Source organism: Brevibacterium sp. 2SA (assembly GCF_005502845.1).
Lineage (GTDB): Bacteria > Actinomycetota > Actinomycetes > Actinomycetales > Brevibacteriaceae > Brevibacterium.
Genome location: NZ_SCMW01000044.1, coordinates 1 through 15946 on the forward strand (window position 1 = coordinate 1; position 15946 = coordinate 15946).

The window sequence follows — 15946 nt, forward strand, 5'->3', positions numbered from 1 at the left end:
CCCCAGGGCCGTCCAGTCCCCGGTGTCCGCGCAGCCCCCCGCCGAGGCGGACGCCGCCCACCGCGCGACCGACCGCGCCGGCCGCGCCACCGACGCCCGCGCCACCGACGACCGCGCCGGCGACAGCACCGGGCCGGGAACGACCGATGCGGGCTCGACCGCCGATGAGTATCCGCTCGGCACCCCGTACTCCGGTCCGGCCGCGCAGGCACCTGCGGCACCGAAGCAGAAGGCGGCCCGCAAGCAGCCCCCGCGCACACGCGTGCCGCGGACAGGGAAGACGCGGCTGGGCAGGCTCACGGTTCCCGGCCTCGTCCTCATCGGCATGGCCATCCTCATGATCGGGGCCTTCGTCGTGCCCAACATCGTGCCGACGAACGCCACGGACTCCCCGCAGACCATCGCCTCCGACCAGCAGCTCAATCCCGCCTCCGACATCTCGGTGGAGAAGACCGACGACATCGTCCCGAGCTTCGCGAACACGCCGACGTGGCAGGCGAAGATCCCTGGCACCGCCTCGGTGACAGCCTCCGACCGCGGAGTCCTCGTCGTCGACGGCGGCAATCTCGAGGTCCTCGACGCCGCCAACGGCACGGTCCGCTACTCCGGCCAGACCGATGAGGCCCCGACCTTCGCCGTCGACACCCGCATCGACGGCCGCGCCGCCCTCCTGTGGCAGGTCGGCGATTCCGCGCAGGCGCTCTTCGACGGCGAGAGCACCCCGAAGACCTACCAGCTGCCGACGAACGCGCGGATCTCCTCGGCGGGCACGAGCGTGCTCGTCAAGTCCGGCAACAAGCTCGCGACCTTCGGCCAGGACGGCCTCATCGACATTCCCACCCCCGACAGCGGGTCGACCCCGATGGCCGTCGAGAACGGCGAGCTCTACAGCGCCGACTACGACGGACCCGTCGTGGCGACGAACATCAGCAGCGGCGACGAGCGCAGCATCGGCCTCGAATCCCCGGCCGACGGGCTGCGCATCATCAAATGGATCTCCGCCGGCCACGGCAAGGTCATCGCCCTGTGGGGCGAGCAGGGCGCGTCGACGAACAGCGGCCACCGCATCCAGCTCGTCGTCCACTCCCTCGAGGACGGGTCGATCCTCTCGACGGTGACGACGACGACCGACATCGTCGGCGAGATGTCCTGGGTCCGCGGTCAGGGCGGTCAGCGCGCCTACATCGGCCCGTACCTCTTCGACCTCGAAACGGGTCTGCTGCTCGTCGACGCCTCCGGCCGCGACATCAACCTCTCCGAACCCAAGGGCACGATCGTCCCCTGCACGATCGACAGCGAAGCGGCATGCCTCCTTGCCGGGCAGACGGCGTACCGGTCCGACACGCGACTGCTCGCCGTCGCCGACGCGGGCAATCTCGCCATCGTCGACGGCCCCGACTCGACGATCCGGGCGTACCCGAAGAAGCCCGCGACCCCGGGCGGATGAACCGGAGCTTTAACAGCGTTCGCTCAGCCACTATGATGGTGGCCGGCGCGCCTTCGCGTCATGCCACCCTGAAGGGACGTTGACCGGAATCTCCACCCGAAGGACCACAGTGTCGATCACCACTCGAGAGCTCAGCCGCACCGTGGCCGCTTTCGGCACTGCTCTTACCCTCGTGGCGCTGCCGTTGACGTTCGCTCCCAACCCTTCGCATGCAGCTCCGGCCGTCGCCGAGGCGGATGCCGGGTCAGCGGCGACCGCTGACTCCAATGCGGGTACGGACGCGGCGAGCGCGGATTCCGGCGCCGAGGCCGATGCCGGCGCAGGAGCCGACGGCACCGCCTCATCGGGCGGATCCACCTCGGCGGACGGATCGACCGCGAGCGCCGATGGCACGAGCGAATCCGACGGCATCATCCCCGGAGACGATGCGGACAGTGACGGCGCTGCCGATGGCGGTGGGACCGAGGACCCCAAGTGTGAGGACCCGAACACCGCACCGGAGGGCGAGCCCTGTGTGGCGAAGACCGTTCCGCTGCGCGCCGATTGGGACGATCGCACTCAACAGCTGACACTGCCGACCGGCGACGCCGGCATGCCTGAGAGCTGGATCGGCAAGGAATTCTCCGGACCCCCGTCCCGGGCTCGCGTGCCGGCGCAGTCGACCGAGGCGCCGTCCGATTCCGGTGCCGAGGCCGATTCCGGCGCCGAGTCCGATTCCGGTGCTGCCGGGGACTCCGCGGACACCGACACCGGTGCCGATGCGAACGGTGAGACCGATGACAGCGGCAACCCCATCGACAACCGCGCCCCCGCCGCGGTGCCGACGACGTTCTCGCTCAACGCCGACGGTGAGGTCATCGACCCGGCGACGGACCGCCCGGTGACCTTCGCGAACTTCACGAGCAACCCGGACTGGGATTTCACGGTCGAGAACGTCAACGGCACGAACACGATCACCGTCACCGGGACGCCCTACCCAGATTCCGACGGCGGATCGACGGGGTCGAACGACGGCTCCTCGACCGCCGGGGGCGGCGGCAGCTCGAGCGGCGGTTCCGACGGCACCGGCGCCGACGGCGGCGATTCCTCGACGTCGTCCGACGCGAACTCACCGGGTGACGACAGCGGCTCCGGATCCTCGACGTCCTCGGGTTCAGACGGTTCCGGGTCCCGCGGGGATTCATCGGCGGCCGCGAACGGACGCGCTGACGCAGGGGCAACTTCAGAGGGCTCGTCGAATTCCGCAGCGAACGGCGGCGACGAGCGCCCGAGCCCGTCACCGAGCACCGGTGCCGACGGAGCCGACGCGAATGCCGCTGCTGGTGCCGACGGCGGCGATGGCGCCGGCGACGAGGAGAACACCGAAGCGCCGTCGACGGGCAACGGCCAGGGCAACGAGCGTGATGTCATCCCCGGCGATGCGGGCGACAGCTGGGTGCCCGGGGGCGGAAGCGCACCGCACCCGGACTATTCGGACCCGGTCCCCCGCAACCCGGATGTCCCGACGCCCGAGGACGACACCGACCTCATCACCGGCGGCGACCAGACGGCCCCGCGCGGCAACAATCAGCCGGCAAGCTCTTTCGGCGAGTCGCTCATCTCGACGATCGTGAGCTCGTGGCCGGTCTTCGTCCTCGCCGCGTTCGGCATGGCCGCTGTCGGCTTCATCCTCTTCCTCGTCGGCCGCCGCAACAAGCAGCAGGACTGAGCGGCTGCCCCGCGCACCAGTCTGCGCGGGCACTATCCGGACATGCCGGGCGATGCCACAGTCGACGTCGTGAGATTCCGGCACTCCGAGCCGCGTATCTGACACCGGGAGAAGTCAACAGCTAAGCTGGACGGCAAGGTCCTGTGACGCCCAGTCACAGGTGAACAATGCATTCGCGACTCGGAGGATTCGACCCGATGACTGACAACGTCTACACCTCAGATGTGACCGTCGACAACGCCACCCAAGCCCAGCTGGCCGAATCGATCCGGCTGCGCGAGGAGCGACTGACCGGCAACATCGACGAACTGGTGGGACGCCTGCACCCGAAAGCCCTGCTCAACCGCGCCGTCGACAAGGCGAAGTCGACCGTCATCAACGAGGACGGCTCCCCCAAGACCGAGGCCATCGCCCTCGGCGCCGGTGCCGTGCTCGGCGTCGCCGCCCTCATCGTCGGGTTCTCCGGTCGGGACGAGCGTGCCTGACACTGCTCTGCCGATCCGCATGCTCCACGACCGGATCCTCGTCGATCCGGGCGAGGAGGCCGATGAGCGCAAGTCGGCCGCCGGCATCGTCATCCCCGCCACGGCCACGATGGGCAGGCGGCTGGTCTGGGGCGAAGTCGTCGCGGCCGGTCCGCACGTGCGACAGGCCAACCTCGGCGACACCGTGCTCTACGATCCCGAAGATCGCGCCGAGGTGGAACTCGAAGGTCAGGCGTACGTGCTGCTGCGGGAGCGCGACGTCCATGCGATCTCCGAGCCGGCCGAGCAGTCGAGCGCGGGAATGTACCTCTGACCTGCGACCTCAGTCACAAAACCGGAAAATCCCCGGATTCGGTTTGCACGCGAGGCTGGCTCCTGAGTAGTATTAATTCTCGTTGCGCAACGTGCGCGGCACGCGCCTCTAGCTCAATTGGCAGAGCAACTGACTCTTAATCAGTGGGTTCCGGGTTCAAGTCCCGGGGGGCGCACAGCACACAGGAACCGCCGTTCGGATCATCCGAACGGCGGTTCTTCGCATTGGCGCCCGGGCGCCCTCAGCGGTGCGCCTCCTCATGGAGCTCCATCGCCTCGGCGACCACGTCCGGGTCACCGGATTCGATCGCCTCAAGCAGCGCACGATGCCCCTCGACACGGGTCCGTTTCTGCTCAGGCGTCTTCGGCAGGATCGCCTCGGCGTGGCCGGCGATGTGGTCGAGCAGGCCACGGCAGATCGAGGCGAGGACCTCGTTGTCCGCGGCGGCATAGACCGCTCGGTGGAAATCCCAGATCGCGTGGGCGAGTCCGAGGTCCTCATCGACTCTGGCCTCGATGACCCGCATCCGCTCGCGGAGCAGCGCCAGATGCTCCTCTGACCGGTTGAGTGCGGCGTCGAGCACGACTTCCGGCTCGAGCGCATTCCTCACCACGGCGGATTGGGCCACCGACCGCGCGTCGTCGCGGACGCGGATCATCGCCTGCCCGATGTGGACGAAGGGATCGGGCTCGGCGGCGAACACACCGCCCCCGGGGCCGGTGCGCATCGTGATGAGCCCCTGCGCCTCGAGCATCCGCAGCGACTCGTTGAGGGTGCCCGGTGCCACCCCGATCTCCTTGCACAGGCTCTGCTTCGTCCCCAGATGCGTGTTCGGGTCGGCCTTCTGGGACCTCTGCGCGATGAGGTCGGCCACTTCGACGGCCCGTGACCGTCCGCTGCCCGCACTCACCTGCACCGTCATCTCCCGTGCCATTCGCCCTCCATCATCGTCTTCGCACGCACTGCCATGGCACGTGCCGCCATTGCATTGTACGAAAGCGGGGTCGCGGTCGCCGCCGCAGGTGACGCCGCGACCCCGCCTGCGGGCTCAGGAATGTTCGACGATCTCGTTGCGCAGCTTCCCGATCGATTCGACCTCGACCTCGACGACATCACCGGGTCCAAGATACCGCGGCGGGGTGAGGCCGAGCCCCACTCCCCCGGGCGTGCCGGTCGCCACGACATCGCCGGGCAGCATCGTCACGGTATCGGTGATGTAGGCGATGAGATCCTCGATCTTGAAGATGAGGTCGCGCGTATTGCCGTTCTGCATCACCTCGCCGTTGACGGTCGTCGTCACGGTGAGATCGTCGACGTCGCCGATCTCGTCGGGCCGGTAGAGCTCAGGACCGATCGGACCCGAACGGTCGGCATTCTTGCCGAGTGTGAACTGCGTCGTCGCGAGCTGCTTCTTTCGCGCACTGATGTCGTTGAACGCGGTGTACCCGAGCACATGGCTGCGAGCGGTCTCCTTGTCAGCCATCCACACCGTGTCCTTCATGACGAAGGCGAGTTCGACCTCCCAGTCGAGTCCTTCGTTCGCCGGAACGGGCACCGTCGTGCCGGTGGTGACGAGTGTCGACTCCCACCGGCCGAAGATCATCGGGAACTTCGGCAGATCCTGCCCGGCACCGCGCTTCGACTCCTCGGCATGGCTGTGATAGTTGATCCCCACGCAGAAGACCCGCGAGGTCTCGGGCACGAACGGGGCTTCGGTGAGTTCGGCACGTGCGATCGGCGCGGCATCCTCGGCGGGCGTGTCGACCTCCCCCGCGTAGAACGCTTCGACGGTTCCGATGGGGTACACGTCGTCCCCACGGACCTCGCCGATGTGGCGGACTCCGTTGTCGAGGTATCCGATGAGTGGCATGTCTGTCTCCTTCGTCTGTATGGTGCGTGTCTGTCGTGCGTGTCTGTGTTCGTCGCCGCTCTGCCCTCGGTCCTAGGACTGGGTGCTGGCTGCGGCGTCGCGGATCGCTCTCCTGGTGCGCATGACCATGGGAATCGCGCCGAGGATGCCGACGACGACCGCGATCGGCAGGATGATCGGGTAGAGGGCCGCGATCGACGGCATGAGCACGGTGTCGAGCGACAGGGCACCCTGCCCTGTGATCCCGAGCATAGCGACGATGGCGGCGATGAAGAAGGGGTATTCGCCTCCGCCGAGCGCGTTCCAGAACGTGCCGCTGACCGCGCTCAGTGCCGCTCCGGCGACGATCATCGTCGCAACCGCCAGGCCGATCCCGATCGGTGTGAGGACGCCGAACAGCAGGCTGACAGCGGCGATGAGCTCGAACACCGAGGCGACGCGGACCATGACATGTCCGGGTCGCTGCCCGAGCTTCTCGAACAGTCCCGCTGTCGCTGCGGGGCCCGACCCCGAGAACCACCCGCACAGCTTCTGCGTCGAGTGGGCGAAGAGGATGAGGGCGATGATCACCCGCATCCCTGCGATGCCCCAGTCCATGGTGGACGGTTCCATAACGATCCCATTCCTTCCGACTCTGATATGTCCGGCCTCCGCCCCGAGGTGGGCGGACCCGCCGGGCTCAGCTCACACCGAGAAGCTCGATTCGGGAGCGAGCGCCGTATTCTGCTCGACCCATTCGATCGGCGGCCGCGAGCCCCAGAGGTCGACGAGCTTCCAGTTCGAGAGGTTCTCCCCGGGATCGACGACCCGCGGCTCCGCGTAGATGTCGTCGATGACCTCCATCTCCGCGATGCATTCGATGAGGAAGTCCGAGGAGTTCGTGAAGTACATGAAGAGGTTGTCCCCGGCCCCGTGACGACCCGGCCCCCAGGTCAGGCGCCGCTCGTCGGGGATGAGCGAATCGGCGATGCCCCGGAAGTCCTGGAAGCTGTTGAACTCCCAGCTCGTGTGGTGGAGACCGCCGACGTCGCTGGCGACGATCGCGACCGTGTGGTGTCGCCCGTCGGCCCCGCGCAGCCACGCGATCTCGTGCCCGGTGCTGCGTTCGCTGAGGAGGAACCCGCAGGAGACGTTCATCTCGTGCGTCCAGCGTTCCGGGTCGGCAGCGGTGAAGTTGACATGGTCGAGGCCTTTGGGGCGCATGCCCGGTCCCTTGTAGCGCAGCGCGCGATCGTGGCGCATCGGCGTGTGGACCTCGAAGACATGGCCCTCAGAGGTCACGAAGGTCACCGACTTCTCGATCGCCTCCGACGACGGCGTCGTCGTGAGCACCTCGAGTCCGCCTTCCTCACAGCGGCGCCTGACCTCGTCGATCGCGTCGGCGCTGACGGCTTCGAGGCCGCACTGCGCATGCCGGTTCCCGTCGGCCTGTTTGATGATGTACTCGGCATGACGCTGGTTGGAGGACATGAGGATCGTTCCGTCCTCGGCCCTCTCCACGACGCGTGCGCCGATCTTGTCGGCCGTGTCCTGCGCGAGCCCCTCGGGGTCGGACGACTCCACCGTGACGTATCCCAGTCGCTGCACCAATGGTCGCATCGGGCTGCTCCTCTCCTCGGTCGGCACCCGACTTCTTCTGCGAACCGCGGGGCCGATCACTTCGCTGTGATCCCTGACACGTCAATTCATAGTATTCAATATACTCAATGTCAAGGGTTGGGTGCGGCGATCGGATTGGAGGAGGCACCTGTGCGCGGTCATGGTGCGTCGGCGAATAGTGGTGGCGCGCGCAAAAGGTGGTGTCGCCAGCGAAAAGTGCCGGTGTCGGCAAATGCGAGGTGTTCGCGGGAAGTGCGGGCGTCGGCGAAAGATCGCGGTGCCGGCGAGAAGTTCATGATCGCCCGGCACTGCAGGCGAAAAGTCCAGATGCCGGCAACTGGTCGAGGGCATATCGACTTCTGGCCGACAGCGAGCCGGGCGCTTCGCCCGTATCGGTTCAGCAGCCGCAACTCACCTCAGCCGGGTCGCGTCTCCTCAGCAGCCTCTGCCCACCAGCTTCGGCTCACGCCTGGCCGGCGCGGGCGTAGGCGCCGAGGACCTGCCGCTCGGAATCGCCGAGGTAGGTCCCGAGCAGCGCGGCCGCCTGGGCCGGGCTGTCGTTGACGTAGGCGTTATAGACCTCCTCGTTGCGCTCGACGAACGGTGCATGGAGGAAGTCGAGGAGTTCGACCTTGAGGAAGGCCAGCCGCAGCTCGGCGAGGACATTGCCGAACGAGCGCATCAGCCGCACGCTGTCGGAGAGGGAGACCACGCCGTTGTGGAACTCCATGTTCGACGTCCCCACCTGCAGCCAGTCGCCGGCCTCGGCGGCGGCCTTCGCCTCCTCGATGGCCCGCAGCATCCGCGCGCCCGCCGGATGCGCGCGGGGCGCGTGGGCGAGCACGGTGCATTCGACGGTGCGGCGGACGCGGTAGATGTCGATGACGTCGGCGGTGCTCGGCGAGGCGACGGAGACCCCGCGGTTGGGGACGTGGTCAATGAGCCCCTGTTCGCCGAGGACCCGGAAGGCCTCGCGCAATGTGTTGCGCGAGACGTCGAACTCCTTGGCCAGCGCCGCCTCGGACAGGCGCGTCCCGGGTCGGAGCGAGCCTGCGATGAGACGATCGGTGAGGCGATTGACCAGGGACGATTCGTGATTCACACCACCATCGTAGTCACTCACCCCACCGCACAGCCAGACAGGCGCGGCCGCGTGCGCGACAACCTCAGCGCCCGAACTGTGACGCAGGTCTATTCTTGTTGAACAATCAGTGCTACATTGTTTACCAATATTCGGTGAACCTGTGGGGCACGACACAGCAGTCGGCTTCTGCGCGCGATCCGGAACCGCTTTCGAACTCATCGTGGAGAACGCATGTCACAGTCATCAGGGTCCCCGTCGCCGGATCCCGGTTCCGGGTCGACGCCGCACAGCGGCGAATCGGCCCACCTGCTCACGTCCGCACAGACGGGCTCGGCCGCGGCGGCGACGAAGTCCGCGATCAGCCGCAGCGCGATCGTCGGGGCCATTTTCCTCATGGCCACCTCGGCGATCGGACCGGGCTTCATCACCCAGACCGCGACGTTCACCGCGCAGATGGGGGCGGCGTTCGCGTTCGCGATCCTCGTCTCGATCCTCATCGACATCGCCATCCAGCTCAACATCTGGCGGATGATCACCTCCTCGGGCAAGCGCGCCGCGCAGCTCGCCTCCTCCGCGGTGCCCGGCTCCGGGATCGTCCTCTCGATCCTCATCGTCGTCGGCGGACTCGCCTTCAACATCGGCAACATCGCCGGCGGCGGGCTCGGCCTCAACGCGCTGCTCGGGATCGACCCGAAGCTCGGCGGGCTGCTTACCGGCGTGCTCGCGATCGGCATCTTCCTCTTCAAACGCGCCGGCAAGGTCGTCGACGCCGTCGTCCTCGTCCTCGGCGTCGGGATGATCGTCCTCACCGTCATCGTCGCCATCGTCTCCCAGCCGCCCGTCGGCGAGGCCCTGCGCCAGAGCGTCCTTCCCGACTCGATCAACTTCGCGACCGTGACGACGATCGTCGGCGGCACCGTCGGCGGCTACATCACGTACTCCGGGGCCCACCGCTACCTCGACTCGGGCAAGACCGGGCCGGAGAACGCGCCGTCGGTGATGCGCTCGGCGCTCTCGGGCATCGTCGTCACCGGCATCATGCGCTACGTCCTCTTCCTCGCGATCCTCGGCGTCGTCGCCTCCGGGGTCGTCCTCGACATCGAGAGCCAGGTCGCCAACCCCGCCGGTCAGGCGTTCGCCGCGGTCCTCGGCGATGCCGGCATCCGGATCTTCGGGGCGATCTTCTGGGCTGCGGCACTGAGCTCGGTCATCGGGGCGGCCTACACCTCAGCGACGTTCCTCTCCGCGTTCTCGAAGCGCCTCGGCGGCGGCTGGCCGCTGCAGCTGGCGACCGTGGCCTTCATCGTCGTCTCCCTCGTCGTCTACCTCATCGTCGGCACCGCACCGGCGACCCTGCTCGTCTTCGTCGGCGGCTTCAATGGCCTCATCCTCCCGATCGGTCTGACGATCTTCATGTACATCGGCTGGTTCCGCCCGCAGCTGCTGCGCACGGATTCCTACCCCAAGTGGCTGCTCGTCATCGGCACGGCCGCGACCCTGCTCACCTGGTACATGGCCGTTCAATCGATCGGCCCCATCTTCGCCATGATCGGAATAGGAGTCTGATATGACCACCATTGACCTCAACTCCGACCTCGGGGAGAACGTCCCCGACCGAATCGTCAGCGACGACGATGCGATGCTCGGCATCGTCACCAGCGCGAACGTCTCGTGCGGGTTCCATGCGGGCAGTCCTGAGGGGATCAAGCACACCGTCGCCGAGGCGACCGACCGCGGCGTCGTCATCGGCGCCCATCCCGGCTACGACGACTACGAGGGCTTCGGCCGGCGCCCCATGGACGTGCCCGCAGCGACCCTGCAGGCCCAGGTCGAGTACCAGATCGGTGCCCTCATCGGCCTGACCACGGCGGTCGGCGGCCGTGTCCGCTACGTCAAACCCCATGGCGGTCTCTACAACACGATCGTTCACGACGAAGCCCAGGCCAAGGTCGTCGCCGCGGCGGTCAGGGCCGTCGATCCGAGCCTCGTCCTCCTCGGCCTCGCCGGCAGCGTCGCCAACCGGATCGCCGCCGAGGCGGGACTGACCGTGGCCGCCGAGGCCTTCGCCGACCGCGCCTACAATCCCGACGGCTCGCTCGTCTCCCGCACCGAGTCCGGGGCCGTCCTCGACGATCCGGCGCTCGTCGCCGCCCGCGTCCTGCGCCTCGTCGAGACCGGGGAGATCGAAGCGATCGACGGATCGACGATCACCGTCGACGCGCAGTCGATCTGCTTCCACGGGGATTCCCGCGGCTCGATCGAGATGGCCCAGGCCTCGCGTGACATCCTCACCGACGCCGGCGTGAGCATCGCCCCGTTCGTCGGAGCACAGCCGTGACACCGACGTCGGCAGGGGCGGCGGCCGGGGCGACGGAGACGTCGGCCGGGGTCGAGGCCCGTGCCCGCATCCGTGCCGGCTTCACCGGTCCCACCTCGGGGATGGCGCCCGGACTCGTCCAGGCCAACCTCATCGCCGTGCCCGCCGACTGGGCCTTCGACGTCCTCCTCTTCGCCCAGCGCAACCCGAAGCCGTGCCCGGTCATCGACGTCCTCGAACCCGGCCGGGTCGAATCGGCGCTGGCTGCCGGCAGCGATCTGCGCACCGACCTGCCGCGCTACCGGGTGTGGGAGGACGGGCAACTGACCGCCGAGGTCGACGACGCCTCGTCCGTCTTCGCCGACCACCCCGACCTCGTGTCGTTCCTCATCGGCTGCAGCTTCACATTCGAGGCCGACCTCGCACGGGCCGGCATCCCCATCCGCCACCAGGAGGCCGGGCGCAACGTGCCGATGTACCGCACGTCGACCGCGTGCCGGCCTGCCGGGCGGATCTCCGGGGACATGGTCGTCTCGCTCCGGCCGATCCCCGCCGCCCAGGTCGCCGAAGCGGTCCGCATCACCGACCGCTTCCCCGCCGTCCATGGCGCTCCCGTCCACATCGGCGACCCGGCGGCCCTCGGGATCCGCGACCTCGACGCCCCCGACTTCGGCGACCCGCCCGTCATCGAGTCCGGCGACGTCCCCGTGTTCTGGGCGTGCGGGGTGACCCCGCAGGTCGCGATCGCCGAGTCCGCCCCGCCGTTCGCCCTCACCCACTCCCCCGGGCGGATGTTCATCACCGACGCCCCCGAAAGCGACTACCGCCAGTGACCGTCTTCCGCACCGCCTCACGCCGGCATCTCCTCGTCGAATCCGCCGACCTCGCCGCGTCGATGCAGCTCAACCATGCCCTCGAGGCTGCGGCGCTGCCCGGCGTCGTCGAACTCGTGCCCGCCGCGCGGACCGTGCTCATCCGCTTCGACCCGGCCCGCACCTCGGCGCCGGCCCTCGAGGAGGCCATCACCGGCCTCGACGTCACCGACTCCGCAACCGGGTCCGGGCGCACCGTGACCATCGACGTCCGCTACGACGGTGAGGACCTCGCCGAGGTGGCCGCCCTCCTCGGCGTCTCCCCCGCCGAGGTGGTCGCCCGCCACCAGCGCGCCCGCTGGGAGGTCGCGTTCTCCGGGTTCGCCCCCGGGTTCGGGTACCTCGCCGGCGACGACCCGCTCTTCGACGTGCCCCGCCGATCGTCCCCGCGCACCCGCGTGCCCGTCGGGGCGGTCGGCCTCGCCGGGGAGTTCACCGGGGTCTACCCCCGGGCCTCCCCCGGCGGGTGGCAGCTCATCGGCCACACCGATGCCATCCTCTGGGACCTCGACCGGCAGCCCCCGGCGCTCTTCGTGCCCGGGACCATCGTGACGTTCGTCGACGCCGGGAGGGCGAGCGCGCGAGCGGCTGAGGCGCCTGCGTCGGCGGAGTCGTCGACGGCGGACTCCTCCGCGTCCCACTCCCTCACCGTCATCGAGCCGGGCCTCCAACTCCTCATCGAAGACCTCGGGCGTCCCGGGTTCGCGTCGATGGGTGTGTCGAGCGCGGGAGCCGCCGACCGGTCCGCGCTCGCCGAGGCCAACCGTCTCGTCGGCAACGCCGAGTCCGCCGCGGTCCTCGAGAGCTTCGGCGGCGTGGTCAGCCTGCGCGTCACCGGTGACGGGGTCGCCGCCGTCACCGGCGCCGGCGGCCCGATCACCGTGACCGCCGCTGACGGAACAGTGTTCCGCCACCGCCTCGGCGAGGCGTTCTCCCTCGTCGATGGCGACCTGCTCGAGCTCGGGCCGACCGAGACGGGCGCGCGTCGGTACCTGGCAGTCCGCGGGGGGATCATCGCGGACACGGCGCTCGGCAGCGCCTCGGCGGACACCCTCGCCCACCTCGGGCCCGCCGCACTCACAGCCGGGGACACGATCGACCTCGCCGCTCCGTCCGCCGCTCCGCATCTCGTCGATCCCGGGCTCCGCCTCGGCGCGGATCGGGTCCTGCCGGCACCGGGCGACCTCGTCGAGCTCACCGTCACCCTCGGGCCGCGGGACGACTGGTTCACCCCTGCCGGCATCGACACCCTGCTCACGCAGGAGTGGACGGTCACACACGAATCGGATCGGGTCGGTCTGCGGCTGGCCGGGGAGGTGCCGCTCGAGCGGGCGCGGACCGGTGAGCTGCCGAGCGAGGGCGCGGTGACCGGTGCCCTGCAGGTCCCGCCGAACGGCCAGCCGGTGCTCTTCGGACCCGACCATCCGCTCACCGGGGGCTATCCGATCATCGCCAGCGTCGACGACACCGACCTCGCCGCGCAGCTGCCCCCGGGAGTGCGCATCCGCTTCCGCTCGCCCGCAGCCGCCGACTCCGCATCCCCTGACCCCTCCGACGAAAGCTGAGCCATGCCGACCATCCTCATCGCCAACCGCGGCGAGATCGCCGTCCGCATCATCCGCGCGTGCGCCGAGAACGGGCACACCTCCGTCGCCGTCTACGCCGATCAGGACGCCACGGCCCTGCACACGCAGCTCGCCGATGTCGCCGTCGGACTGCCCGGCACGACCGCCGCGGAGACCTACCTCAACATCCCGGCCATCATCTCCGCGGCACAGGCCTCCGGGGCCGAGGCCGTCCACCCCGGATACGGGTTCCTCTCCGAGAACGCCGAGTTCGCGGCCGCGGTCGAAGACGCGGGGCTGATCTGGATCGGGCCGAGTCCGGAGGCGATCACCGCGCTCGGGGACAAGGTCACCGCCCGGCAGCTCGCGCAGAAGGTCGGAGCACCGCTGGCTCCGGGCATCGACCGGCCGCTGACCGGCGCCGCCGAGGTCGAGGACTTCGCCCGCGAAGCCGGTCTGCCGATCATCATCAAGGCCGCGCACGGCGGCGGCGGGCGCGGAATGAAGATCGTCCGCGATTTCACCGAGGTGGCCGGGGCCTTCGAATCGGCGACCCGAGAGGCCGTCGAGGCGTTCGGTCGTCCCGAGTGCTTCGTCGAGAAGTTCCTCGAGCATCCGCGGCATGTCGAGGTCCAGGTCGTCGGCGACGGGTTGGGCACCGTCGTCGCCGTCGGTGACCGCGACTGTTCGGCGCAGCGGCGCAACCAGAAGCTCGTCGAGGAGGCCCCCGCCCCGAATCTCAGTGCTGAGCAGCGGGACCGTCTGCAGCGGTCGGCTGAGGCGATCTGCGCCGAGGTCGACTATCGAGGCGCGGGCACCGTCGAGTTCCTCCTCGCCGCCGACGGCACGATGACGTTCCTCGAGGTCAACACCCGTCTCCAGGTCGAACATCCCGTCACCGAGGCGGTCACCGGGGTCGACCTCGTCACCGAGCAGTTCCGCATCGCCTTCGGTCAAGGGCTGTCGCTGACGGCGACTCCCGAGGTGCGGGGGCACGCGATCGAGCTGCGTCTCAACGCTGAGGATCCCGGTCGCGGATTCCTTCCCACACCGGGCCGCATCGACGCCCTCACCGTGCCCGGCGGGCCGGGAGTGCGCTGGGATGCGGGCGTGCGCGCCGGTGACACCGTGCAGCCGGCCTTCGATTCGCTCTTCGCCAAGCTCATCGTCCACGGCCCTGACCGGGCGACGGCGATCGCCCGGACGATCACTGCCGCACGCGAGCTCACCGTCACCGGGCCCGCGACGGTGCTGCCGGCATCGCTCGCGATCCTCCGCCATCCTGCGTTCGCCGGTGACGTCATCGGCATCGACACGCAGTGGATCGAAGCGGAGCTGCTGCCCGAGTTCGCCCCGCAGGACCGGCCGGCGCCGGTCGCTGCCGAGGGCCTGACGCGGATGGACATCGAGATCGACGGGCGGATGACGACGATCGGTCTGCCGGGCGCTCTGCTTGCCTCCCTCGGGTCGGTCGGGGGCGCTGCGTCGACGGGTGCGGACGCCGGACCTTCGCCTGATTCCGCGGGGAATGCGGACTCCGATGACGGGTCGGCTCTCGTCACGGCACCGGTGCCGGGCAGCCTCGTCGACTTCCTCGTCGCCGACGGCGCCGAGGTGGCCGCCGGCGACGAGGTCGCCGTGCTCTCGGCGATGAAGATGGAGACCCGCGTGACCGCGCCGGCAGCGGGGACGCTGACTCGCCTCGCGGCGGTCGGCGACACCGTCGCCGTCGGGGAGGCGATCGCCAAGGTCCGGTGACGGACGGACCCGCGGTGGGACTGGGACGGTGCACCGCCTCCGCGATGGTCGTGTCCGGCCGCGTGAGGGTCGTGTCCGATGTCGCGGCTAGAGTGGAGGGGCAGCAACGATCGAATGCACCAGAGGAGATTCCATGCCACGTCTGACAGTCGGCGACACCGCCCCGGACTTCACGCTCGTCGATCAGAACGGGAAGTCGGTGAGCCTGTCCGACTTCAGGGGTCAGCGGGTCGTCGTCTACTTCTACCCCGCAGCGATGACGCCCGGCTGCACGACCGAGGCGTGTGACTTCCGGGATTCGCTCTCGGCGCTCACGTCTGCCGGTCTCGTCGTCCTCGGCGTCTCCCCCGATTCGCCGGAGAAGCTCAAGAAGTTCGAGGAGAAGGAAGGGCTCACCTATGAGCTGCTCTCCGACCCGGACAAGACGATGATGGACGAGTGGGGTGCCTTCGGCGAGAAGAAGAACTACGGCAAGGTCGTCCAGGGCGTCATCCGCTCGACCGTCATTGTCGATGCTGAAGGCAAGGTCGAACTCGCCCAGTACAACGTCAAGGCCACCGGGCACGTCGCGCGACTGCGCAAGGCGCTCGGCATCGACGCCGCCGCCTGATTCCCGTTCCGCCGCATGCCCGTGCCCTGCTAGGCTTGGTGCGGCCTGCGCGCGAGTGGCGGAATTGGCAGACGCGCTGGATTTAGGTTCCAGTGTCTTCGGACGTAGGGGTTCAAGTCCCCTCTCGCGCACATGAGATGAACGGCCCCCGACCACGGTCGGGGGCCGTTCGGCGCTTGCGGGAACGAGCCCCCTCAATCGGTCTGGTGAGGGGTTCGCCGCCTGCCTCGACGCGCCAGGCGAGTCCGGGTTTGCGCCAATTCACACCGAGATGGCCAGTTCCTGCACTGTCCGTCTAAGTCGCAACTGGCCCCAACC

The 15946-nt window shown here is 69.0% G+C and carries 15 protein-coding genes and 2 tRNA genes; 12 read left to right on the forward strand and 5 right to left on the reverse strand.

Annotation, left to right across the window (positions count from 1 at the left end; translation table 11 throughout):
* The 5 genes from FFS20_RS13650 to FFS20_RS13670 all read left to right on the forward strand — a co-directional run.
* A partial coding sequence (locus FFS20_RS13650) for a hypothetical protein (protein ID WP_249356856.1) occupies positions 1-1447 on the forward strand: 1447 nt, incomplete at its 5' end.
* A 109-nt stretch (positions 1448-1556) separates the two neighbouring features.
* Positions 1557-3155, forward strand: a complete 1599-nt coding sequence (locus FFS20_RS13655) for a hypothetical protein (RefSeq protein WP_137826387.1) — start codon at positions 1557-1559, stop codon at positions 3153-3155.
* Between the two features lie 197 nt (positions 3156-3352).
* Positions 3353-3640 carry a DUF3618 domain-containing protein gene (locus FFS20_RS13660; RefSeq protein WP_137826388.1) on the forward strand — a complete coding sequence of 96 codons (288 nt, stop codon included), beginning with the start codon at positions 3353-3355 and terminating at the stop codon, positions 3638-3640.
* On the forward strand, positions 3633-3953 hold the full coding sequence (locus FFS20_RS13665; protein WP_137826389.1) for a co-chaperone GroES: 321 nt from the start codon (positions 3633-3635) through the stop codon (positions 3951-3953). Before FFS20_RS13660 ends, FFS20_RS13665 begins: the two co-directional genes overlap by 8 nt.
* Positions 3954-4055: 102 nt before the next feature.
* A tRNA-Lys gene (locus FFS20_RS13670) sits at positions 4056-4128 on the forward strand.
* A gap of 66 nt (positions 4129-4194) precedes the next feature.
* Here FFS20_RS13670 and FFS20_RS13675 read toward each other — a convergent pair.
* The 5 genes from FFS20_RS13675 to FFS20_RS13695 all read right to left on the reverse strand — a co-directional run bounded on the left by FFS20_RS13675 (position 4195) and on the right by FFS20_RS13695 (position 8524).
* A complete protein-coding gene (locus FFS20_RS13675; protein ID WP_137826390.1) occupies positions 4195-4887 on the reverse strand; it encodes an FCD domain-containing protein in 693 nt (230 codons plus the stop codon).
* Positions 4888-5001: 114 nt separating this feature from the next.
* Positions 5002-5823: a fumarylacetoacetate hydrolase family protein gene (locus FFS20_RS13680; protein ID WP_137826391.1), complete on the reverse strand. Its 822-nt coding sequence runs from the start codon at positions 5821-5823 to the stop codon at positions 5002-5004.
* Between the two features lie 72 nt (positions 5824-5895).
* Positions 5896-6435: a DoxX family protein gene (locus tag FFS20_RS13685; protein ID WP_137826392.1), complete on the reverse strand. Its 540-nt coding sequence runs from the start codon at positions 6433-6435 to the stop codon at positions 5896-5898.
* 72 nt (positions 6436-6507) lie between these two features.
* Positions 6508-7422, reverse strand: a complete 915-nt coding sequence (locus FFS20_RS13690; protein WP_137826393.1) for a hypothetical protein — start codon at positions 7420-7422, stop codon at positions 6508-6510.
* A 463-nt stretch (positions 7423-7885) separates the two neighbouring features.
* Positions 7886-8524 (reverse strand): GntR family transcriptional regulator, encoded by a 639-nt coding sequence (locus FFS20_RS13695; RefSeq protein WP_137826394.1) that lies wholly within the window; start codon positions 8522-8524, stop codon positions 7886-7888.
* 375 nt (positions 8525-8899) lie between these two features.
* Here FFS20_RS13695 and FFS20_RS13700 point away from each other — a divergent pair, with 375 nt between their 5' ends.
* From FFS20_RS13700 to FFS20_RS13730, 7 genes are all read left to right on the forward strand, one after another.
* Complete coding sequence (locus FFS20_RS13700) at positions 8900-10072, forward strand: NRAMP family divalent metal transporter (RefSeq protein ID WP_137826415.1); 1173 nt, start codon at positions 8900-8902, stop codon at positions 10070-10072.
* A 1-nt stretch (position 10073) separates the two neighbouring features.
* Complete coding sequence (locus FFS20_RS13705) at positions 10074-10844, forward strand: 5-oxoprolinase subunit PxpA (RefSeq protein ID WP_137826395.1); 771 nt, start codon at positions 10074-10076, stop codon at positions 10842-10844.
* Positions 10841-11656 (forward strand): putative hydro-lyase, encoded by an 816-nt coding sequence (locus tag FFS20_RS13710; protein ID WP_137826396.1) that lies wholly within the window; start codon positions 10841-10843, stop codon positions 11654-11656. The genes FFS20_RS13705 and FFS20_RS13710 overlap by 4 nt, the downstream gene beginning before the upstream one ends.
* Entirely contained in the window at positions 11653-13260 is a 1608-nt protein-coding gene (locus FFS20_RS13715; protein ID WP_137826397.1) for an urea amidolyase family protein, read from the forward strand. Before FFS20_RS13710 ends, FFS20_RS13715 begins: the two co-directional genes overlap by 4 nt.
* A gap of 3 nt (positions 13261-13263) precedes the next feature.
* Positions 13264-15018, forward strand: a complete 1755-nt coding sequence (locus FFS20_RS13720; protein WP_137826398.1) for a biotin carboxylase N-terminal domain-containing protein — start codon at positions 13264-13266, stop codon at positions 15016-15018.
* Positions 15019-15151: 133 nt separating this feature from the next.
* Positions 15152-15628, forward strand: a complete 477-nt coding sequence (bcp, locus tag FFS20_RS13725) for a thioredoxin-dependent thiol peroxidase (protein WP_137826399.1) — start codon at positions 15152-15154, stop codon at positions 15626-15628.
* A 49-nt stretch (positions 15629-15677) separates the two neighbouring features.
* Positions 15678-15759: transfer RNA gene (locus FFS20_RS13730), tRNA-Leu, on the forward strand.
* The last annotated feature ends 187 nt before the right edge of the window (positions 15760-15946 follow it).